The sequence below is a fragment of the Sporosarcina sp. OR05 genome (assembly GCF_041414805.1).
Classification (GTDB): Bacteria; Bacillota; Bacilli; order Bacillales_A; family Planococcaceae; genus Sporosarcina; species Sporosarcina saromensis.
Genome location: NZ_JANKJL010000018.1, coordinates 1 through 20,161 on the forward strand (window position 1 = coordinate 1; position 20,161 = coordinate 20,161).

The following is a 20,161-nucleotide window of genomic DNA, read 5'->3' on the forward strand; positions in this document are numbered from 1 at the left end:
TACTTATTATAGAATAAGTGCTATCCGAAAACAAATGAATTATATCATGAATACGATTATATCAACGTTACATTAATTGATTTGTTTTTCTGCTATCCGATAATACTCGTATCTACTTGAAAATTTGGGGGAAGTATTGGGGGAATTGGTGAAGCTATTTTTGGGACAGACGCAAATTAGTTAGGATTACTCAATATCACTAGAAAGCACCCTATCCAATAAAGGACGGGGTGCTTTATCTCTCTTCTGATTTTAATGTTAGGGAACATTTACGTGAAGAGTATGTTCATCCTATCATCATCTGATTATTATTGCAAATCAATAATTATTGCACGCGTTTTCCACCATTTAATGCAGCACCAGCAATGGCTGTCATTAAAAAGATTGCCTGGTCAATTGGCATGTCTCCTGCTAGTACGTTTTTCTCGTGTTCTTCAGATGAAAAAACACCTTTTCCTCTTGCCAACTTGTAAACTTTCGCCATTTCAGATTTCTGCCATTGTGGTAGATTTAACGTTTCTGGTCCTTTATCGTTTGCCACTTGTACTCCACCCTTTTCCGGAATGTATTTTTGTTTAAAAACATGTTCGATGTAATATTTAGCGACTGCTTCTGCGTAACGTTTCCAGTCGTTAAGAACCTTATCCGTGTCGTTTGAGTTGTCGGCGAACCCGTACTCGACAATCACCGTTGAGACGCTTCCAGTCATCCGATGCATATAGTACCAATCACCATTGGTGCCTCGCCTGTTGAACACCCTGCGCTTCTTTGCGCCTTGAGCAACGAGGGCATTAAGAACACCAGTGGCGATAGTAGATGATGCATGGATGGAGTAAATAGTTTCAGCGCCTTCTCCACCACCTGCGTTAAGGTGATTACTAATACAATACTTAGCGCCGGATGTCTTAACTCGGTTTGTACGCGGTATGGAATCCAAATACTCGTCATTAGTCCGTGTCATAACTACCTTGATGCCGTTGCGTTCAAAATGACGCTTTTGCTCAAGTGAGATTTTGAGGACCATGTCCTTTTCCTTAAAGTGTTTGTTAGATCCACCACCGGGATCTATTCCGCCGTGACCAGGATCAATACAAATGACTTTTGACAATTATCTCAGTCCTCTCTTCTTCGGCTTCTGATACCTTAATGCCTGCTCACTATCCGATAGTCCCTCTACAACCGGGTCATTTAATGCGTTAAATACACTCACGAAAATCAAACCAAGCACATATGGATTACTCAACGCATCCCAAATTAAATTAAAAACAGAACCCCATGTAGTAAGGTCCTGTGCAGTCAGTCCGTAGTATGCAAGTAAAGGTGCTCCAATGGCCAAGATAATTTGTACAATGAAATACGGGTTTTTAAGACGTACTTTCCAATTAATTTTCATTTTTCTTTTCCTCCTCTTTTTGTTTTAAAAGCTGATGTTGTAGAGCTTCGTTTTCCTTCAGTAATTCTTTTTTATCAATGCGATCCAGCATAGGATGTCTGGCCAATCTGAGTTCTTTTCCTGCCGGATCACGATGCATCTTTGCAAGAGCGTTAAAAAGGACTGCTGGGATAGGCAGTCCGATTTGTGCACAGTTTTCTAAGATTGAAAGTCCTTCATTAACTATAAAAAAGCTTGTCACTCCAAGGAGCATTAACCCTTTTGGGTCTTGCCCTGCAGCCATAACCATATACTCGATTGCTGCAGCCATCCCAATCATGATGAATACTCCGATTTTCTTCACGATACCTGAAAATCCTATCGTGCTGTCCCATGACTTAGTAACCCACGACCTCATTAAACCTGTAATAACGTCAAGCAGCATAAAAAACACAAGTACTACAATTGCTTCATTGACAACATCTATTAAGTAGATGATAAAGCTTATTACAAGTGCTCCCAATCCCTTAATACCTGTCGTTTCCATCCGTGTCACCGGTACTCTCTCCCTTCTGCATTCAAGTACCCCCCTTCCCCAATAATCTTTGCTGTTTATTTTTGCATCACAAGGCTATAATCGTCACGATTAATAATCGTGTCACCGATCAGAATGAACGCATATCTATCGTTCACCTGTTTGGTGACTTGACTAGCGTCATATGCTTCTGCATGCGCTACAAAAGGTTCTTGTTCGCGAACAGAGTACACTAATACCTCTTCACCGACTGGGGTTTCATTAGGACCGTAAACCGGATAAATTCGTTGGATGTTTCTCTTCAACATTGACACCTTACCGATTGCCACTGATTCGATTTGGTGATTATTCAACGTCGCGAGGTATTGATTTAATTCAAAATCATTCGTTAGCGTAATATTTACACCTTGATACGTTTTTACATGATATTGCAATCTGACCACTCCTTATTGTATTGAGTTTAATGCCGTAACCAATCCGTTGAGTTCACTGGCTTTGATTATTTGATTCGGTACAACAGCTGCAGGTACGCTTGCTACCATATCGCTAATTGCGTTTCTTGCGGCGTTGTAACTGGTAGCTGATGGCGCAACATAGCCCGAAATAGCACCAGGCAATACAGTCCTATTAAAATCTCTTAATGCTAATCCTTTGTAAGCACGAAACTCATTAATTCTATCTAACAAACCACTCCACTCGTCAGATGTAAGATTGTACATGCCACCTAGCGTTTTAGATGATGTCCATGCGAAATTACTTGGTCGAGGCTTTGTATAGGCGACGCTTTGAGAAGCGCCAAATGAAGTTCCGTTATTGTTGTATACATAAACCCAAATAGTGTAGACTGCACCGACAACAAGAGCAGCGCCTGCCCCGTCGAACATACTACTCCACGATCTTGAATTGCTTCCTAGATAACCTTTAAAATGCTGTGTTGAATTATTCGGCCCAGACAAATATATTGCCATGCTGTTCGTTGCTCTCATGTACGCCGGATTGCCAATTGCCCATGATGCATCTAATGAATTGTTGGCACTGAACGATAGACCATAGACATACGGGTCAGGATCTGGTGGTGGAGAAACTGTGAAGCTTCTCGAAACCCAACTTGATGGCGAGCTACCTATACGTGCACGAACATAAATGGTATATGTTCCAGGAGTGGACGGAGCTGTGAATGACACAGTGATTGTAGTTCCTGTTGGACAATATTCTTCACGATCATGAGAAGCTCCACCGTTATCTACCCAGCTACGATCAAATTGAATATGTGACGTGTCAACGCCTGCTGTTACATTGATATTGACAGATGAGCTTGTCACGTCGATCCAGTTTATTGCCGGTGTTGCTGGCATCTAATCACCTCTTATCCATATCTCGCGTATAGACCATTCACACTCGCTCCACCAAAGTTCACTTCATTCATGAAAGCAACCGGACTATTCATTCCGATGTATCCTCCACCTGCCCATAAATCTAATACGTTGGGGTTGTCTGCAGATATCCTCGCTCCACCTAATTGTCCTCCGAACCTTATTTCCCGCGTTGCATCACCGTAACGACCACCGATGTATAGTGAATTTGCTACTTCAGTAATACCGCTCATTTGTATTTTTTCTGCACTCAATGTAATAGTCGTTGCTGTTTGGTTTATTAAAGAGGCAATGGTGTTTCCGTTGTAGTCCGTATAACTGACTTTGGACATGATCTGATCAGCCTGGATACTAATTTGTGACTCTGCATTTCCCATACGTCCGTCAAGCTGTTGCACAGACAATTTGATTTCGTCTGCTTCCACGCTTATCGTCGCTAGTGATTCGTCAATACGTTCGACTTCCAACGTTATCCTCTCATTTGTTTGTTCGAAACGAGAACGTGTTTCCTTCTTATTTTCATCGATTTCCACTTTCTGCGAAGTAAGGATATCCGATAAATTACGAGGGACTATATTGCCAATTGTGACAGAAGCAGTTACAAGTTTATCGTTTCGTAATACAGTTTTTTTGCTCATGACTCGTGTTTGGAATTCAATGCCTAAAGGTTCGTAGATTAGCCATACACGTTCACCAAGTTCTTTGTCTGTTAACTCAATCGAGTCCAACTCAATCGTAGTATCTGGATAATCTTTAAGCTCTTGTTTTAAACGCGCTGTGAGCGAGTTAGCAATTGTAAAACGCTCATCTCTAAACGGCTCAGCTTTATGGATTCCATACTTTGTTGCGTTTGGAGAGGTATACGTGATAGTCAAACCATCGCCACCGTATCCCGTTATTTGTGTTCGCATGTTAGTTGTATCAACTGATCTTGAAAGAGCTTTTACGTTGTGTCCGTATCTGTATTGGGCATCGTTATCAGGTCCAATTTTATCGGCAAAGAGAATGTGTTGATTTGGCATAATCTTAAACTCACAATCAAACGCTGCACACAATACTTGCACTAATTTAATGACGTTATCGTCACCAAAGTTCGGAATGAACACACTACCACTAACATCTGCATTTTCAAATGTCCAACCTGTACCGGCGAAAGCAAATGTAGCAAACTCGTTAAACGTCCTCGTCCCTCCATATATGGCATCTTGTCGATGGCCGTTTAAATCGAAGTAAGTCGAGATGCCTGTAATTTCTTTTCGATTCAACCGTTCTTTCATTTGCTTAACTCGAAAGTCGTAACCATCTACATTGACGATGGATTCTTCTTCAATTAATTCGTGCGCTGGATTGTTTGCAACAGAAAAAGAAGTGAGAGATACCATAAAGGCACTGTTCACTTCTTCAGTCATTTCAAAGCGCTGTATCTGATTGAGTGGTTCGGTTTGTCCAGCGAGATTCGTAACGCTTAACACATAACATCACCTCCTTAAAATGAAAAGAACGCCCGATATGGACGTTCATTGCATATGAAATCTTTTATGCGCTTGTTGTTTCCGTTCTTCAGATACCATGCTGTATGTGAGCGTTGTAGCAGGATCGCTGTGACCTAGCAGTTGTTGCAAATCTGCAAGGTCTATTCCTGCATCCGTAGACAACTGGGCGAACGTGTGGCGCATCACGTGCGGTGTAATCTTTTTGCTTATGTTCACTCTGCTTTCAATTATACGAATCTCTCGCTGTATTGAAGCGTTGGACATTTGTCTGATAGGTTTGCGGACAGTAACGAATAAATATTCACAATCGTCAAGACGCCCCATTAGATACTTGCGTAGGTGATACATTGCTTTATACGACAAGTAAACATGACGCTCTTTATCACCTTTACCGACTACCCGAGCGCTCATATTTTGCATGTTAATGTCACTCTTTTTGAGATTCGCAACTTCTGACAGTCGACATCCTGTCGAATACATGACTTCAATTAACGCACGTTCACGATCCGTTTCGCAGGCTTCTCTTACAATCTCCAATTCTTCCACCGACAAGCTTTTCGGTAGACGTTTAGCCTTTTTCGGCAACTTTACCTTTGCTGTTGGATCTCTTAACAATACTTCCTCACGGACCAACCAACCGAAGAAGCTTTTCAACACTGATAATTTTTTACCCACTGTACTCGTCATAATGCCATCTAACGACGCCAGGTAGTTTCGTATGTCAATAGTCGTCACTTGCGCCACAGCTTTCTTGCAATGTGCAGCAAACAATCTCAATTCAATTTGATAGTCTGCAATAGTCGACTCGCTCAATCCTTCAATTTTCATTGCAGAAATGAACATATTTATTTTTTCGGGAATATCTTCGCTAAGTTCCTCATGCGATTTTCGGTGAGTATCATAATTAGCAAGTACTTCCTCCATCCGCAATGTTAATTTCGTAATGTCTACATCAGGGCAGATGGTTCCAACCAGTGACTGGACTTCGTTGAGCAATCTTATTTTGTCTTGAGCCATTACTTATCCCCTCCATTTCGATACGTTAAACGTATCATATCATAATACACTTTACGTATCAATAGTTAAGTGATACATTTAGCGTATTAGTGAGAGGAGTGAGTCTATTGATCGTTAGAATAACATTAAAAGAAATTCTAGATGAACTAAAAATTTCTCAACATGAACTGTCACGTAAGACTGGAATAAGGCAACCCTCAATAAATGAAATGTGCAGAAATCAAACCCAAAGACTACCATTAGATAACCTAGCTGCAATTTGTAAAGTGTTGAATTGTGAAATAAGCGACATTTTGAAATTAGAAAGAGAGCCGACGGATTGATCCGTTAGCTCTCTTTTTTCTCTTTTTTATCCGTTTGCTTACTCAACAGTAGTGTCCTACTTTTAATTTAATGAATTCAGATAAGAGGTAATCTGATCTCCAATTTGATTGTAACCATCAATATTAGGGTGAACGCTATTCTCAAAATTATTGATTGTATCAATTCCTAAATGTATAGGAATTAAATCAACATTTTCAGATTCCTCATAGTGTTCAATTAAACTTTGAATCCAGATAAAATTATTTTGTTTCACACGAGCTTGTTTAATTTTATCTTCATATTCTTGTGCAAACATATTCTGATCATCACTCGGAGGTATGGTTAAGTTAATACCTATTCGAATATTTTCATCATACTCTTTTATACTCGAAATTATCTTGTCGAAGTTTTCTAAGATGTGAGCACTATCATTCTTTAATTCAACGTCAGAATTGTAGGCAAAAACATCATTAATACCTAAATTAATTATCACAAAATCCAAATCGCTAAACCCTTGATTATTCATGTAATACCCAAAGTCGAAGTCTTCCGTTGAAGGGTTGTAGAAAGGATTTTGCTTATTAGAATAGATAGCATTTGTTCGATACTTCTCTGCTGTCCAACCTCCTCGACCTTCGTATTTATTATGTTCTGTCCCCATCGTTCCAACTAAGTTAATATTCGAACCTAAATTTTCAATGATTCTATCAGTTACATAGCCATGACCATTTGTAATTATTGTGCTATCGCCCATTACCAATCCTTTTATCGGTGTAGTACGAGTAGGATTTGTTAGGATTTTTGTTTTAGCAGATGTAATAATCTCCTTTCCACTATACAATTCAACCCCTAGATTAGCTATTCCTGACTTATTATTATGGAGTACAAAATAATCCTGATAACTACTCACATCATTATTAAGATCATCAATTTTAACTTCGTAGTCATTTTCGTTTCCTAGTAAATTACGGGAATAAATAACCATATCTTCCCCTTCTGTTGAATAGATTGTCTTTGGTATGGCAATTAGATTGTTTGCAACAGTATTTGATGTGACTTTTTCTTTCGAATATACAGGAGACGCATACTTATCTTCTTCACGAAAAAATACGTTGTAGAGTATTGCAATGATACTCAGCAACAACAAGGCACTTAGCATAGTAAGGATGATATATTTTTCAGCTTTCTTTACATTCACAAAATAACCCCCAGTTCAATTACTTGTATTATATCGTCAATTGAACAGGATTTCAAAAAACTTCGGAAAATCTTAAATTATTTTGCGATATCTTTAAGAAAATTCATAGCAACGTTCCCCCAAAGGTTTGAGCCGTTAATATTCGGGTGAGTACCGTCATCTGTAAGATACTGAGCAATACCAGTTTTAATAAATTCATGATAGGCATCCACTAAACCATAGCCTTTACTTAACGCAATCTCGTAGATTTGCTCATTCCTGATTACATGATTCTCTGGATATGGATTCGGAGCAAATTGTGGATTTTGTGTGACTGCGACAATTAGAGTATTAGGGTGTTTTGTTACTAATTTATCAATATAAGATTGGTATTCTGCTTTATATTCCGTTTTCAGACCTTCATTATGACCGTAGCTTATGAATGATAGGTTAGGTTTAATTGGTGTCTGTCGGGCGAATCGAGCATCATCGTCACTGTATGCAAGAGTTGCCCCTGGCTTAGATGCGTTGAGAACCATGAGGTTTGGTGAGCCCCCTTTTTGGAGCGCGCCATTTAAAGTCCAAAGATTGCCTTCTGCATCATTGAAATTTGTTTTAGATAGTGAAACATTCCCCATATCCGGGCTTAAAATAAGTTTACCTGCGTGTCCATTTTTCACTTGAACATTATAAATCTTACCCTTAAAATGATCAGCCATTCCGTTACCACGAGCGCCTATTTCAATAGGTGCTGTAGTTGGAAATATTAACGATGTTCCAGTAATGACAACTTCGCCCCCAAGAAGCGTCCATGAAAAACCATCAACACTTGTAGAAAATTTCACACTCATATTTCCAGAACCATTATCAACATCTACTCTACAAAGAATCCATATTGCCTCTCCATCCGCAATGGATATTGGCACTGTAGACACCGCTGTAGTATTTACAGTGCCATCTGAACTCCACCAAAAATAAGGTCTTCCGGCATTATCCAACCCTAAATACCATCCTCGATTACCAGCGCCGCCAAACTTTGATACTATGCACTGGGAAGCGCCTGCTCTCACCCAATCATCTGCCGATATCTTTGCAATAATATCCATATCTCCAGTAATTATTTGCTTTTCATTATGAGGAGTCGACAAGTAATTGCCGGTTACTCCAGTCAAAACTACATACGCATCACCTTTACTCCCCTCTCTTACTGTAGTAGGGGCACTATAGCTTTGAGTTACATCATCCCACAACCTATAAACAAAACTATGACTAGGATATTTCAAAGATAGCCAGTCCATAGCTAGGTAATACCATTCATCTATTCCATTTCCAGTGCTATCACCTTGTAATAGAGTGACAACAGGTTCAAGTCCTGTAGAAAATATATTCCCAATGGTTTGTAATTTTTGTTGAACTGTTTTTTCTCTGGTGAGGAGATTAACTTCATGCTGATTATCCGCCAACTGTTGAGTAACTTCATCGATTGCTGTTGGGTTATATTGATCAGTTTTAACCCATCCAGTGCCATTTTCATAACGGTATGTAGCACTGTCGCCAGTCACTCTCACAGTATCGCCATGTTGTGGATTGGGGTAAGTTGTGTCTCTATTTGCTACTGTGTCAACAGCATCTAAAAACCGCGTTTTGTTTTCAGCAGCTACTTGTTTTGTCTCATTTGTAGCATTGATTGCTTCTGTGGTTGCCGATTCTGCTGCTTGGATAACTTCAGGACCATCTACTAATACTTTTTCGATTAAAGTCTTTTCACCATCGGTCACATTTAATCCCGACGATGGATCCTTTTCTACTTTCATCGGGAACGTAAATGATGAGACACGTTTATCCGTTCCGTAAAGCTGTACCGTCGCATCTGACCTTCCGATAATCGCTACGGATGCACGGGGCAACTTGAATGTGATTTGATTTGCTCCTGTCTTTTCGCCATCACTCGTTACCGTCACCCGATCTGGACGGGCAACACTCAACGTAGGTGTAGTTACGCCTGTCAAATCTAAAGGCACGTCGTTATCTGTTATATTAATTACTAACGTAACATCATCGTGCTGCTTAACCACAGGTTCAGTCACATATGTTGGTTGCTTGATATCAATGTCCAATTCAAATGTATTAGGATTCACATGCACTGCTCCCTTCACAAAAAATAAAAGCGTGTGGAAATGGACAATTCAAATGGTCCACTTACACCGCTTATTTCAAACTCGTTATTGCCGACTGCAAATGATATGAGTCGTTTATTGGTTTCGGAAAATATTGATTGGCCATTTTTCATCGACCGGACACCCTTTAAAGTGATGACGTCATTAGCAGTGGTAGTGCCGTTATACTTCCACTCATCACCCGTCGTATTATTGAGGATCGACAGGCTGCTAGATGCTCCAACGAAAGTAATTTCCGTTTCTTCTTGGGTTCGCATGTCTATTGGATGATTGCCTTCATTTCGAAATACAAAAGAAAATACAGAATATGTCCGATTCAGTACATTTACCGATTCAGATGTTCCTGATGGCGCAGTCATAGGGATTTCAAATTCTTTAATCATCCTGCTGAGGCTATCTGGCGACCACTCGTGTGAATAGACACACCATCTCTTACCTGGCAAATTTGATTCTGCGATATAAATGTTTCCACTAGAAAAGATGTAAAACAGCTCATCGCGTAATTTTAAAGAGTCCTCATAGCTTCCTGATTTCGTGAAGAAGCGTGCGGATATATCTCTTGGTTGCAAAATTCTATCCAGGACAATAACACCGCCCCTGCCATCCACTGGTTCGGTTATTAGTTGATAAGAGGGTGAGGGAATATTTAATTTCAAACCAAATAATTCTAGCTTATCAGAAGATAGCTTGTCTCCGTTCGAATTATATATTTCAATTAAATTCATTACCTCATACTCCTCTCATATATGTTTTCGCTGATGTTTTATCATAACCAATACCATCAATGACATCGAACAAAATTTCACCGATAACATTCCCCTCTAGTATGACTGGTGCAGGTTGAATAACAATTGACTGTGTTGATTTAGTTGAATTATTTCCTGCTATGCGTCTATCATGTGAATGATTTTTCGGACGAACTGAATTTGCAGTTGGTAGATTATCATATGAAAACTTATCAATCGGCTGAATGACAGCACCTGCTAATTTCTTACCAGCTTCAGACACAGCCTTTACTTTCGATCCGATTCCATTGATCAAGCCCTGTCCAGTATCATCACCAATTTGCATGAATACACGGGAAGGCGACTTGATACCAAGTAGTTTTTTAGCACCATCAATGGCGCCATCAACAACACCTTTGACACTATCAACAACTTTAGTTGCCATAGCTTTTACTCCATTGATCAAGCCCTGGATAATGTCAGTACCGATTTGATATAGATCAATTCCGTTGAAAAACTTCATAACGGAATCCCAGATGTTTTTAATCGTATCCTTAACATTGTCCATCTGGTCTTTAATGACTTGCCACATACCTTTGAAGTCACCAGATACAATAGCTTTAATTAACTTCAAGAAGTTTTGGAATGTATTCTTAATATATTTCCACACAGCGCTGATAATGCTTTTTGCCATTTCCATGTACTTATCGATTGCATTTTTAATGCTGTCGAAGTTCGTTCCGGTTAATTTGGAAATGAAATCTAAAGCAGATTTGAATGCATCACTAACTATTTTCCATGCACCTTTTACAATCGACACAATAAAATCAAGTGCAACTTCGATGACGGATTGGATAATGCCCCAAGCGAGTTTCAAGACATCCTGTATTAGTACAAGCGCTTTGTCTATGACGTTGACAATGTTGTCCCAGACATTCGTTAGCAATGTCTTGATAGCTTCCCATAAACCCTCCCAGTCACCTTTAAAGAGTGCAGCAAAAACGCTAAATAAATCCATAACTAAATCAAAAGCTAGTTGGAATACCGGTATTAATAGGTTCCAAATCGACTGGAGCGTTGCAATAATTTCACTGCCCCATGCATCCCACATTGATTTTAAAAGAGCAAAGAAACTTGTGAAAAATTCTACTATCGATGTGATTTTTTCTTCAAACATCGATTTTAATTCGTCCATAGAACCGCTGTTTGATTGCACCCACTTGATCACTGTCTCAATTACACCTACGATGGCATCTACAACTAATGACAACCATTTAACAGCTACACTAATAACTGTCGACATTACATCAAATACAGTCCGTATTACGGCTTGAATAGTCGGCATGTTAGCAATGATATAATCTGCAAACTTTGTAATCATTGGCATGAATTCTACGCCAATAGCAGCAATAGCAGTACCGAACGATCGCTGTAGTTGGTCCATCGTGTCTGTGAAAGCAACACCAGCATCAATAGCGTCATCACCTAGCACAAGCCCTAATTCATGAGCCTGCTTTTTCATGTCCTCAATGCTTCCTACCGCACCATTAAGCATTGGCATCATTTCAGATCCAGAACGTCCAAAAAGATCATTTGCCAACTTTGCTTTTTCGGCACCTTCTTCCATGCCTTGCAAAGCGACAATGGCTTCATTGAAAACTGTCTCCTGGTCTTTGAGGTTGCCACTGGAATCTTTTACGCTCACACCCAAGGCTTCGAACGTGGCGACACTTTTCTTATTGCCGTTCGCTACACCGTCCATTTGGTTGACCAAGGTCTTGAAACCCATTTGCAGACCTTCAATACTCATACCGCTTTGAGATGCGATGAAGTCAAATTCCTGAAAACCTTGTCTAGACATACCAATTTTTTGAGATAACTTATCAATTCGGTCTGTCGTTTCCGCTGAACTAGTGGCCATTTTATACATACCGGCTCCTGCTGCCACTGCCGCCGTACCAATTGCCGCTCCCCAAACAGCAGCGGTCTTTACTCCCTTACCTAACTTCTCGCCTAATCCCCCGGCTTTTTCGTCAGTCTTGGATATGCTTTTATTCGCTTCTTCGTTATCCACCATGATGGAGCCGAACAGCTTAAATAATTCCATTTGAATCAGACCTCCATTCACAGGAGTTCATCATTGCTTTAACTTCGTCAAGGATTTCCTCAGCAGATTCATTTCTGTTTTCTATGTGCTCGTTCCGTGGGTTATAAAAATCTTCAAACGGCATATAGCTTTTTTCTGTCATATTTTGATATTTAGTTAGGTACATTTGCCACGCTTTATCCTCTGCTGTTTTCTCATAAGCTTTACGAATAAGCTCTGCACCATCTTCAAAATCTAAATGCATGACGTTTTGAATATTGCCGTAACGAGACAATAGCAGGTCGTAAACCTCGATATAGTTTACTTGCCTGCTAATTTCAAAAAATTCATGATACCTTTTTGACCTTTGAATAGCGTAAAAATCTCAAGCGTTTCTTCGATTGGTAGTTTAGCAAACTTTTTCGCTTCAATACCTACCAGGTCTGCTAAGAATCCATTTACTTCTTCCTCAGCTTGATGTAAGTTTTCTGCGATTTGTTGTATCACTTGCGCGCCGACTTGCTCTTGGGTCATACCGTCTTTGATTTCTAACTTCAAATCCATTTTTTTGAGAATCTTACTCATTCTGAAAACATCCATTGTCATCAATGGACGCATAGTGTAATTTGACATCTTTTATTCTCCTCTTCTTATTATTGTTGTTACTTACGGTAATGGAGGTGGTGCTACTGGATAGAAGATTGCGAAAGGAGGGCTATCTAAATCAGCAGCATCGTAGTGCCCTTCGAATTCCATGGAAATGACAGCTTCGTCCTTGTCCTTGGTCTGTAGTGATAGTCCGCTTGTGTTAATTGCATTGTAGATTTGAATAATTACTGGTTCAGCTGCCCCTGATTTCTTACCGATGTAAGTGACGTTCTCAATGTAATCTTCGAGATCAATGTAATTTTTTGCTTTGATGATTTCATATTTTGCATTTGTAGACGTAGTGACTTCACTGGCTGTGAGCGCTCTCGCCAATCCTTCTTTCGTAATTTCAAGGACACTAGCAGTCATTTTGACGTCCCATGAATCGATTACTTGCAACCCTTTCGCCTTACCTTTTACACCATCAATTTCAATTGGCCTTATTTCGGGCTTAGCTTCGAATTGACCTCCGCCACGTGTAGCCCCAATGAGCTTCCCTGCTGCTACGGCTGTGTCGAATGTATCGGTTTCGATATCAAAGTTGATAAAGAATGCTCCTGCGTCAAGCAGTAGATTTTCTGCGGTCTTGTCTGTGAAGCCGCTATATGATTTGTTCATTCATAAATCCTCCTATCAAAGTAACGCAGTGAAAATATCAATTTTCTTCTGCGTATTTTATTTTCTTTTTCATCTAAAGGTGGAAGACGGTTCTCACGATGAATGCTAAATTGTATATTGCTATCCACATGATTGTGCTTATTGAGCGCTTTCCACAGCGTGGATGCTAATGTTTCTACAACAGTGGTGTCGTCTTTGTTATCCCAGATGTCTATATCCAAAACAAAAACCTCCTGTTCCTCAATTGGCAATGAGTTAGGGAGGCTGTAAACGATATAAGGATATTTCGCTTTGCTGGATGCATCATGGTAATAAACTTGTGGATTGTATTTCTTTAAAAGTTTGGTCAGTTCTTGTCGAAGATGAATCATTTTTCTTCACCATCTGGACTCTTGTATTCATCCTCCGACGTCCCAGCAAGTGATGGGTTTTGATCTGATAACCCACTTAAATACTGCGCTTGAATATCCCTTATTTCTCCAATGTTGTTGTACACCGTATCACGTAAAATGCCCCTGGCAGGCTGTCCACTTGTCCCCAGCTCCGATTTAGCACCGTACCAGGAATCATGTTTAAAACCGATTTGCAGATCCGTTTCTCTCCTCCTCACCCAATATTGTGTGGAGCGATATAGACGACGAGAACGCCGCATACCAGGAAGTTGTTTCAGCGCTTCAATCAAGCGCTTTCGAATCAATTTAGCAGAATCCCTCAATGCAGCACGAGTCAATTCATTCAAAGTGTAATTGACAGCATCAACGTTAGATACAAATGTAACTCCATCTTTATTAATTTTCGTTACGGATTTAGGAAGCGCCATTGTTAACAGCTCCTTCGCAGATTAATTCCAATTCTTTATCGTCCTTACTGTAAGTTCTTATGATTGAGTAAGTTATTCCTTCAAACATCAATTGAGTTTCGTCATTGTATTCGGAAACCCAAATTTTGAAAGCTTTTTGAGGTTTGAATCCGTTAGCTGCAGCTTGATAAAACTCTGTTTGCCTAACCGATATTTTTTCCGCAAATACCTTTCTCTCCACAGGAACTTCAATTGTGTCACCCATAGCGTTTTCAGTATCATTCATTGCTAGCAAAAATATTTCGCTATTAAATCGCATATGATCACCCCGCTGTCAGCTGATTTACAAGCGTGAAAAAAACAGGGGAAAACTTTACTTCCCCTGATCTCATTTCCCACAAATCTGTCACACCGAGTACTACTGCACCAACGCCGAGTTCAGACACAATTTTTTCTTCACTAACCCCAGCACCCATCATAAATGCTTTTACAGCGACAATCTTCTGATTTAACAGTGGGTCTAGTCCGTTACCGCTAATGCCAAGACCTTTCTTGCACTCAACCAGTAAATCGACGTCGGTCATTCAAATCACCGCCTTAAACGACTGTCTTTTTCTTGATTAATACGACGCCGTTTGGATCAGCCAGTTTCCCGTCAGCAATTAGCGTTGATTTACTTACCCACTCATCTGTTTCTTCATTGTAATAACGTTTGAATGTCAATTGCATATTGGCGTTGAACATGTAATCTGAGAGCTTGCAGATGATACCGATGACTTCCCCTGCTACCGCATCATCGATAGACGGCAAGTAATCTTCTACAGGCAATACATCCTTGCCAATGAGTTTCTCTTGAGTTGTACCGTCAAGACCATATGTCACACGTGCCACCGGCTGTCCATTTGCATCGACCATTCCTTCGATGTATTTAGTCCAGTCAGGATCTGCCATGATTAACACGTTGCCACCACGGTAAGCACGTGGCACTTTACCAAAAAGCATGGTCCATGTATCGTACTTTCCTAGTTCCTCGGGGCTTACTTCGACAATTTGAGAGGCTGGAATCGTAGTATCTTTTGTAATTCCTAACGGCTGTCCCGTCCCGGTACCAGAGATGATGGCTTCTTCAATTGCGACGATCATTGCCTCGTAGATATTTTGTGTGATTGTCTGTTCGAACACCGGCATAGCGACTGTTCCTGCTACTAATTCAACAGCTACACGGCATTGCAATTTGTGGTACGTAAAAGAGATTGTGCCTGTAAGAGTTTTTTTCTGCTTATCTGACATTGTTCCTGCTGCCACCCAAGTCGCCTTTGGTTTGGCATTAGAAACCGGAATCTGCACGCCACCTTGAACACCTGTTTTTGTAACACGGGAATAAATCATACCGAAATCTTTCAACTTCTCAACAATCTTATTTAAAATTGTTGTTGGAATGACTGCCCCTACATCACCTACCCCTGTTGTGGCATCGGCACGGAATTCCAATTGATCCGACTTCGTTCCCTTAGTTACATAGTCCATGAAGGCAGAACGATATTCAGCCGTATCATACTTGTCAACCGAACGTTCTTGTTGTTGTTGACGTTGCACTCCGCCATACGTCCCCAAAACGTTCACACCCCCAACTGGCTGTCCTCCTGCTGGTTGACTACGTTGTTGTGGCTCGTCATCTTCTTCTGGCAATTCGTTAATCATACCGCGCAACTCTGCAATCTCACCATTTAACGTATCAAGTTCTGCATTGATGCTGCGAAGTTCTTCAACGGATTCCGTTTTTGCTCCATTTTCACCTAACGCTTTCTTACGCTCTTCCTTTTTTGCCAACAATGCCAATAGTCTCTTTTTCATAATTCATTCACCATTCCTTCATTAGTAGTTTGTTTCGTAATTGCAATACTTCCAACTCGTTTGTTGAGTTATCCAACCCAGATCGAGCATTCTCCAATGCCAGTGCTGCATTATCCAATACAGCTTGATCACGAGCATTTATGTCAGTCCCGGCATACGCAGGGAAATTGACCGCACTAACTTCTATGACTCTTGAAATTTTTTGAATCCGTCGAGTCGGCATTTCAGAGTCTAAGTCCTCCCACTTCTGATCTTTGATATAGAAGATAAAAGACATGCCATCCATATCGCCGCGCTTAATTGCACTAAATAACTCTTTTGCGCTTGGATTCCCTTCTGTATCTAACGCTGCACGGACAAAAAGACCTTTCTCATCCACCTGCAATTGCAAAGTAGAATTGCTGTTATTTCTGCGGCTCCTTGCTAACGGGATTTTCTGCAGGTCATGATTCGTACTGAATAACACATCATCAAAGTTCGTGCCATCAAATGCGCCGCGCTCAATGATTTCATAAAAAAAACCGCCAATATTCGTTTTCTCATCGAATACAGCAGCATGACCTTCTATTTGCTTTTCTTCATCATCAGCACGTAAATCCGGAAATCCGAAGCTACGAATAACTGGATCGGTTTTATTCGGAAGTTTAGTCTTGGACATTCTTCTCTGCCTCCTTCATATTTGCTTTCTTGAGCTGATACTGCCCAGCTAATTTCACGTCAATATAGTTTAGACTCATGTTTCTGACGTCTCCACCTTCATAAGGAGGGTAGCCAAACAAAGCTAATAACTCATTATTGGTAAGACCGCCTCTATTGCCAAGAATATCAGCAACGGCAATTTTATTTTTCGTATTCGTAAACAATAGCTTCTGAGGATAGAATACTATTTCATTACCGACATCAATTTCCCTATCAGTAAAAATAGTCTTGGAAAATGCTTGACCAAAACTAATGATTAACGGTTCCAATGTCTTCTCATAAAACGCTTGGTATTGCTCATCTGTAAAATCACCACTAAGAATCGGCATAGACACACCGTAATTATTAAGGACTTTGCTTTGCAGGAATTCAAGTGTATCTTTGTCTACTATTTTGGGATCGGGCTTAATATCAACGTAATCTCCCTTGAGATCTAGCGGAAGAATTCCTGCCTTTCCTCCCGCAATCTTCGCTTCAAATTTATCACGTTCCTTTTTTTGTGCATCGTCATCCATCATCGTATTTATTTTCAATATCCCTCTAATTGAAAGACTTGTCTTGATTGCCTTTTCAACACCTTGCAACACAGTGTCGTTTATTTGCAACACCTTCAGCAGTGCTTGATTGTCCGGTTGTCCATCTGCACCGCCACCCATGATGTCGTTGACGGAAAACTTCTTGCGTAAATGGATAATATCATTATATGGCAACGTGAATTTATCACCGTTTGCAAAATGCAACTCTACAAAGAGTCTTCCAATAGAGTCTTGTAAAAATACGACATCCGTTGGGTTCAATGGATAAAATCCAGTATAGTTTTTCGTTAGATTCCCACGTCCATCGTCCCTCATTTCATAGGTGGGATAAATAAAAGCATTGTAATTCATGAACAACAACCATATGACTTTTTCGATGAAGTCGCGAGTAGTCATCAACTCATTTGGAGCAAATTTAAACAGCCGATTAAAACTGCTTTTTACATTTCGTTGCATTCCATCTGAATCCACTCGAATATGTTTAGGTTGCAGTTTTGAACATTCAGTTGCAATTACATCGATACACATTTGCACAACATCTGATGCATATACATTCTGTCCGAACTGAGTGAATACAGGACTGTTGCCGTCCAGGAATCTTGCATATTGTTTTTGGGTACTTCCACTTGAAGAATTCGAAAATATGTTTTTGAAAAAATCTTTTACGGCCAAGCGATCACCTCCCTGCCAACGACAAAAATTCTGTACGGTTGTCGATGTACACTTTTTGCGCAATAATCATTGTTACTGCGCCATCAATTTTCTGATGCTCTTTCCCTTGCACCTTAACTGGCATGATTTCTTGTTTGGAATTAATGTTCAAAGCTGTATTCTCCAAGCAATATTTGTCGACTGGATTGTTATTGTAGTTGATTAATTTACTCTTCAAATCTGCTTCAACTAGCTTCATAGGCTCGGACATACTGCCCCAGTCTTGCGATACACGGACGCAATCAAAACCGTAGTCATCCATTTCTTTTGCCCAATAAATCGCTGACCATTTGTCATAACCGACTTTGTACATTCGAATGCCGAATTCCTTATACAATTTTACGAACCACGCCGTAACTAGACTGAAATCATTTTCATTACCTGGTGAAACAGTTATTAAATCACGACGAATCCAATCTTTATACATTTCCAAATCTGCTTTGGATAAATCTTCTAACTTCGATTCGGGAATAAAATACTTCTGGATCGTATACTTTTTAGGGCTGCCCGGTTTCATCATGATTGCCCTTGCGCTTGCTAAGTCCCCTGATTTGGATAAATCGACAGCACCAATTGCAAATGTATTGCGGAAATCTTCTATATCAAAAGTTTCCTCATTCTTAATGTCATCAGTCGTTAACCATGCAGCAGCGTTGTTCTGTTTAATGTTGAAATCCTTTGACAATACATAAACACGCGTAGCTTTACTGGTGCGCGCTTCATCAAGCATCTTCCGTGTAAAACTCCACTTTTTAATGACGCCAATACCGGGATTCGACTTTGCCCACGTCGTTTCGTCTTGCCAAATTTCTTGCTCACTGTCTTGTGTATATAACCAAATAAGCCAACGTGGTCGTTCAATTTCTCCATTGAGTACTTGACGAGCTTCCTTCATGCGATCGTCCAAATATCCATCATTGACTACGCCTTCAGTTGTCAATTCACCATAGATTGGTTCATCTTGTGTAGATAATGATTGACGATGTGGCATTACACCTGAGTTGTCTTTCATTTCATGCACTTCATCAGCGGAAACAACTTTAACGTTCCGACCTTCTTTGGCTCCGGTCTTCGCTGAGATTTTACGAATATGCCCTTTGTTTTGATAGCTGAATTTCCCACGACTCTTTGGCTTTTTGGGATTACCGAAGTAAATACCTTTAATGTTTTTACGAGTCACAGCAGACAATGACGGACTCTCTTCTCTCATTGCATCTATTGCCTGAAACATTAAATCAGCTTGTTCGTGGTCGTTGCTCGTACACATGATTTTCGTGCCCATTTCACCACAAAAAAATTCAGCTAAATTGATAGCTGAAATGAGTGGGGTTTTTCCGTTTTTTCTTCCGACCAAAAACAAGAACTCTTGAAAGAGTCGGACGTAACGTTCAATCTCTTCATCATAAATTTTGAATGAATACAAAGCTTCGATAAAGGCTTTTTGGAACAGCATCAATATAAACGGCTTCCCTGAAAACGGAGCTTCAAAATGTTTGCATTTCGTTTCAATAAACTTAATACGTTTATGAGCATCTGTGAAATCTACTTGCACATCAGTATTGTCAAAATAGCTTAATAGTACGTCAAGCATCATCATAAGCTCTTGGCCAATAATGATTTCACCTTTTTTACACTTGTCGATGTACTCCAGCAAAAACGAATAAGTACCATTGTGCGTATATTTCATTCGAATTCCTCAAGATCGTCTTCCTCTTCAACAATATCTTTGTTGAGCACACCGTGAAGCGTTTTAATAATAACAGCATAACTATTTACGTTTCTCAAGTACTGCCGTGCTGATTCAACAGGTTTCTGTAAAGCCGGATTGGACGGATGAATATTTACCATGCCGATTTCTCTAAGATTAGTCTTGATCGAGAAATTTTCTGATTTCAAAAAGGCTGCATCCTCAATCAAACCTTCAACCAATTTCCGTTTTGATTCTTCAACGTCTGCGAATATCTCAGTTAATTTCGAGTGTTCTTTTTGATAAATCGCATCTTTAGTCATGTTTCAAACAACCTCCAAGCGATTTCGA

24 protein-coding genes are annotated in these 20,161 nt (G+C 40.0%); 1 reads left to right on the forward strand and 23 read right to left on the reverse strand.

Annotated elements, in window-relative coordinates; all coding sequences use genetic code 11:
• Nucleotides 1–325: 325 nt before the first annotated feature.
• From NRI27_RS16955 to NRI27_RS16985, 7 genes are all read right to left on the reverse strand, one after another.
• Complete coding sequence (locus NRI27_RS16955; protein WP_371391754.1) at nucleotides 326–1,108, reverse strand: N-acetylmuramoyl-L-alanine amidase; 783 nt, start codon at nucleotides 1,106–1,108, stop codon at nucleotides 326–328.
• Nucleotides 1,109–1,393: a phage holin gene (locus NRI27_RS16960; protein WP_371391755.1), complete on the reverse strand. Its 285-nt coding sequence runs from the start codon at nucleotides 1,391–1,393 to the stop codon at nucleotides 1,109–1,111.
• Entirely contained in the window at nucleotides 1,383–1,919 is a 537-nt protein-coding gene (locus tag NRI27_RS16965; RefSeq protein WP_371391814.1) for a phage holin family protein, read from the reverse strand. The genes NRI27_RS16960 and NRI27_RS16965 overlap by 11 nt, the downstream gene beginning before the upstream one ends.
• A gap of 65 nt (nucleotides 1,920–1,984) precedes the next feature.
• Nucleotides 1,985–2,341: a hypothetical protein gene (locus NRI27_RS16970; RefSeq protein ID WP_371391756.1), complete on the reverse strand. Its 357-nt coding sequence runs from the start codon at nucleotides 2,339–2,341 to the stop codon at nucleotides 1,985–1,987.
• 12 nt (nucleotides 2,342–2,353) lie between these two features.
• Nucleotides 2,354–3,229 (reverse strand): hypothetical protein, encoded by an 876-nt coding sequence (locus NRI27_RS16975; protein ID WP_371391757.1) that lies wholly within the window; start codon nucleotides 3,227–3,229, stop codon nucleotides 2,354–2,356.
• A gap of 44 nt (nucleotides 3,230–3,273) precedes the next feature.
• Nucleotides 3,274–4,752 (reverse strand): phage tail protein, encoded by a 1,479-nt coding sequence (locus NRI27_RS16980; RefSeq protein WP_371391759.1) that lies wholly within the window; start codon nucleotides 4,750–4,752, stop codon nucleotides 3,274–3,276.
• Between the two features lie 45 nt (nucleotides 4,753–4,797).
• Nucleotides 4,798–5,790 (reverse strand): tyrosine-type recombinase/integrase, encoded by a 993-nt coding sequence (locus NRI27_RS16985; RefSeq protein WP_371391760.1) that lies wholly within the window; start codon nucleotides 5,788–5,790, stop codon nucleotides 4,798–4,800.
• A 107-nt stretch (nucleotides 5,791–5,897) separates the two neighbouring features.
• On the opposite strand from NRI27_RS16985, the gene NRI27_RS16990 reads away from it, so the two are divergent.
• Nucleotides 5,898–6,113 carry a helix-turn-helix domain-containing protein gene (locus NRI27_RS16990; RefSeq protein ID WP_371391761.1) on the forward strand — a complete coding sequence of 72 codons (216 nt, stop codon included), beginning with the start codon at nucleotides 5,898–5,900 and terminating at the stop codon, nucleotides 6,111–6,113.
• 62 nt (nucleotides 6,114–6,175) lie between these two features.
• On the opposite strand, the gene NRI27_RS16995 is transcribed toward NRI27_RS16990, so the two are convergent.
• The 16 genes from NRI27_RS16995 to NRI27_RS17070 all read right to left on the reverse strand — a co-directional run bounded on the left by NRI27_RS16995 (nucleotide 6,176) and on the right by NRI27_RS17070 (nucleotide 20,133).
• Entirely contained in the window at nucleotides 6,176–7,291 is a 1,116-nt protein-coding gene (locus tag NRI27_RS16995) for an SGNH/GDSL hydrolase family protein (RefSeq protein ID WP_371391762.1), read from the reverse strand.
• A gap of 77 nt (nucleotides 7,292–7,368) precedes the next feature.
• Nucleotides 7,369–9,408 carry a GDSL-type esterase/lipase family protein gene (locus tag NRI27_RS17000; protein ID WP_371391763.1) on the reverse strand — a complete coding sequence of 680 codons (2,040 nt, stop codon included), beginning with the start codon at nucleotides 9,406–9,408 and terminating at the stop codon, nucleotides 7,369–7,371.
• Between the two features lie 14 nt (nucleotides 9,409–9,422).
• Entirely contained in the window at nucleotides 9,423–10,172 is a 750-nt protein-coding gene (locus NRI27_RS17005) for a phage tail domain-containing protein (RefSeq protein ID WP_371391764.1), read from the reverse strand.
• A gap of 4 nt (nucleotides 10,173–10,176) precedes the next feature.
• Complete coding sequence (locus NRI27_RS17010) at nucleotides 10,177–12,279, reverse strand: phage tail protein (RefSeq protein WP_371391765.1); 2,103 nt, start codon at nucleotides 12,277–12,279, stop codon at nucleotides 10,177–10,179.
• Nucleotides 12,266–12,553: a hypothetical protein gene (locus tag NRI27_RS17015; RefSeq protein ID WP_371391766.1), complete on the reverse strand. Its 288-nt coding sequence runs from the start codon at nucleotides 12,551–12,553 to the stop codon at nucleotides 12,266–12,268. The genes NRI27_RS17010 and NRI27_RS17015 overlap by 14 nt, the downstream gene beginning before the upstream one ends.
• A 26-nt stretch (nucleotides 12,554–12,579) precedes the next feature.
• On the reverse strand, nucleotides 12,580–12,891 hold the full coding sequence (locus tag NRI27_RS17020; RefSeq protein ID WP_371391767.1) for a hypothetical protein: 312 nt from the start codon (nucleotides 12,889–12,891) through the stop codon (nucleotides 12,580–12,582).
• Between the two features lie 33 nt (nucleotides 12,892–12,924).
• Entirely contained in the window at nucleotides 12,925–13,524 is a 600-nt protein-coding gene (locus NRI27_RS17025) for a hypothetical protein (protein ID WP_371391768.1), read from the reverse strand.
• Nucleotides 13,521–13,895: a hypothetical protein gene (locus NRI27_RS17030; protein ID WP_371391769.1), complete on the reverse strand. Its 375-nt coding sequence runs from the start codon at nucleotides 13,893–13,895 to the stop codon at nucleotides 13,521–13,523. The genes NRI27_RS17025 and NRI27_RS17030 overlap by 4 nt, the downstream gene beginning before the upstream one ends.
• On the reverse strand, nucleotides 13,892–14,344 hold the full coding sequence (locus NRI27_RS17035) for an HK97-gp10 family putative phage morphogenesis protein (RefSeq protein WP_371391770.1): 453 nt from the start codon (nucleotides 14,342–14,344) through the stop codon (nucleotides 13,892–13,894). The genes NRI27_RS17030 and NRI27_RS17035 overlap by 4 nt, the downstream gene beginning before the upstream one ends.
• Entirely contained in the window at nucleotides 14,331–14,642 is a 312-nt protein-coding gene (locus tag NRI27_RS17040; RefSeq protein WP_371391771.1) for a phage head closure protein, read from the reverse strand. Before NRI27_RS17040 ends, NRI27_RS17035 begins: the two co-directional genes overlap by 14 nt.
• 4 nt (nucleotides 14,643–14,646) lie before the next feature.
• The gene (locus tag NRI27_RS17045; protein ID WP_371391772.1) at nucleotides 14,647–14,907 is read right to left on the reverse strand and encodes a hypothetical protein; all 261 of its coding nucleotides are present in this window, start codon (nucleotides 14,905–14,907) and stop codon (nucleotides 14,647–14,649) included.
• Between the two features lie 13 nt (nucleotides 14,908–14,920).
• Complete coding sequence (locus NRI27_RS17050; protein WP_371391774.1) at nucleotides 14,921–16,177, reverse strand: phage major capsid protein; 1,257 nt, start codon at nucleotides 16,175–16,177, stop codon at nucleotides 14,921–14,923.
• Between the two features lie 7 nt (nucleotides 16,178–16,184).
• The gene (locus NRI27_RS17055) at nucleotides 16,185–16,835 is read right to left on the reverse strand and encodes an HK97 family phage prohead protease (RefSeq protein WP_371391775.1); all 651 of its coding nucleotides are present in this window, start codon (nucleotides 16,833–16,835) and stop codon (nucleotides 16,185–16,187) included.
• Nucleotides 16,822–18,084 (reverse strand): phage portal protein, encoded by a 1,263-nt coding sequence (locus tag NRI27_RS17060; RefSeq protein ID WP_371391776.1) that lies wholly within the window; start codon nucleotides 18,082–18,084, stop codon nucleotides 16,822–16,824. The genes NRI27_RS17055 and NRI27_RS17060 overlap by 14 nt, the downstream gene beginning before the upstream one ends.
• A gap of 4 nt (nucleotides 18,085–18,088) precedes the next feature.
• Entirely contained in the window at nucleotides 18,089–19,810 is a 1,722-nt protein-coding gene (locus tag NRI27_RS17065) for a terminase large subunit (protein WP_371391777.1), read from the reverse strand.
• Entirely contained in the window at nucleotides 19,807–20,133 is a 327-nt protein-coding gene (locus NRI27_RS17070; protein WP_371391779.1) for a hypothetical protein, read from the reverse strand. Before NRI27_RS17070 ends, NRI27_RS17065 begins: the two co-directional genes overlap by 4 nt.
• Nucleotides 20,134–20,161 lie beyond the last annotated feature (28 nt).

Excerpts from the sequence above, each read along its gene's own strand:
- NRI27_RS17010 (WP_371391765.1), bottom strand. The coding sequence starts at position 12,279 with ATGGAATTATTTAAGCTGTTCGGCTCCATCATGGTGGATAACGAAGAA.
- NRI27_RS17040 (WP_371391771.1), bottom strand. The coding sequence starts at position 14,642 with ATGCGATTTAATAGCGAAATATTTTTGCTAGCAATGAATGATACTGAA.
- NRI27_RS17020 (WP_371391767.1), bottom strand. The coding sequence starts at position 12,891 with ATGTCAAATTACACTATGCGTCCATTGATGACAATGGATGTTTTCAGA.
- NRI27_RS16985 (WP_371391760.1), bottom strand. The coding sequence starts at position 5,790 with ATGGCTCAAGACAAAATAAGATTGCTCAACGAAGTCCAGTCACTGGTT.
- NRI27_RS17055 (WP_371391775.1), bottom strand. The coding sequence starts at position 16,835 with ATGTCCAAGACTAAACTTCCGAATAAAACCGATCCAGTTATTCGTAGC.
- NRI27_RS17065 (WP_371391777.1), bottom strand. The coding sequence starts at position 19,810 with ATGAAATATACGCACAATGGTACTTATTCGTTTTTGCTGGAGTACATC.
- NRI27_RS16965 (WP_371391814.1), bottom strand. The coding sequence starts at position 1,919 with ATGGAAACGACAGGTATTAAGGGATTGGGAGCACTTGTAATAAGCTTT.
- NRI27_RS16960 (WP_371391755.1), bottom strand. The coding sequence starts at position 1,393 with ATGAAAATTAATTGGAAAGTACGTCTTAAAAACCCGTATTTCATTGTA.
- NRI27_RS17025 (WP_371391768.1), bottom strand. The coding sequence starts at position 13,524 with ATGAACAAATCATATAGCGGCTTCACAGACAAGACCGCAGAAAATCTA.
- NRI27_RS17030 (WP_371391769.1), bottom strand. The coding sequence starts at position 13,895 with ATGATTCATCTTCGACAAGAACTGACCAAACTTTTAAAGAAATACAAT.
- NRI27_RS17005 (WP_371391764.1), bottom strand. The coding sequence starts at position 10,172 with ATGAATTTAATTGAAATATATAATTCGAACGGAGACAAGCTATCTTCT.
- NRI27_RS17070 (WP_371391779.1), bottom strand. The coding sequence starts at position 20,133 with ATGACTAAAGATGCGATTTATCAAAAAGAACACTCGAAATTAACTGAG.
- NRI27_RS17050 (WP_371391774.1), bottom strand. The coding sequence starts at position 16,177 with ATGAAAAAGAGACTATTGGCATTGTTGGCAAAAAAGGAAGAGCGTAAG.
- NRI27_RS17045 (WP_371391772.1), bottom strand. The coding sequence starts at position 14,907 with ATGACCGACGTCGATTTACTGGTTGAGTGCAAGAAAGGTCTTGGCATT.
- NRI27_RS17035 (WP_371391770.1), bottom strand. The coding sequence starts at position 14,344 with ATGGCGCTTCCTAAATCCGTAACGAAAATTAATAAAGATGGAGTTACA.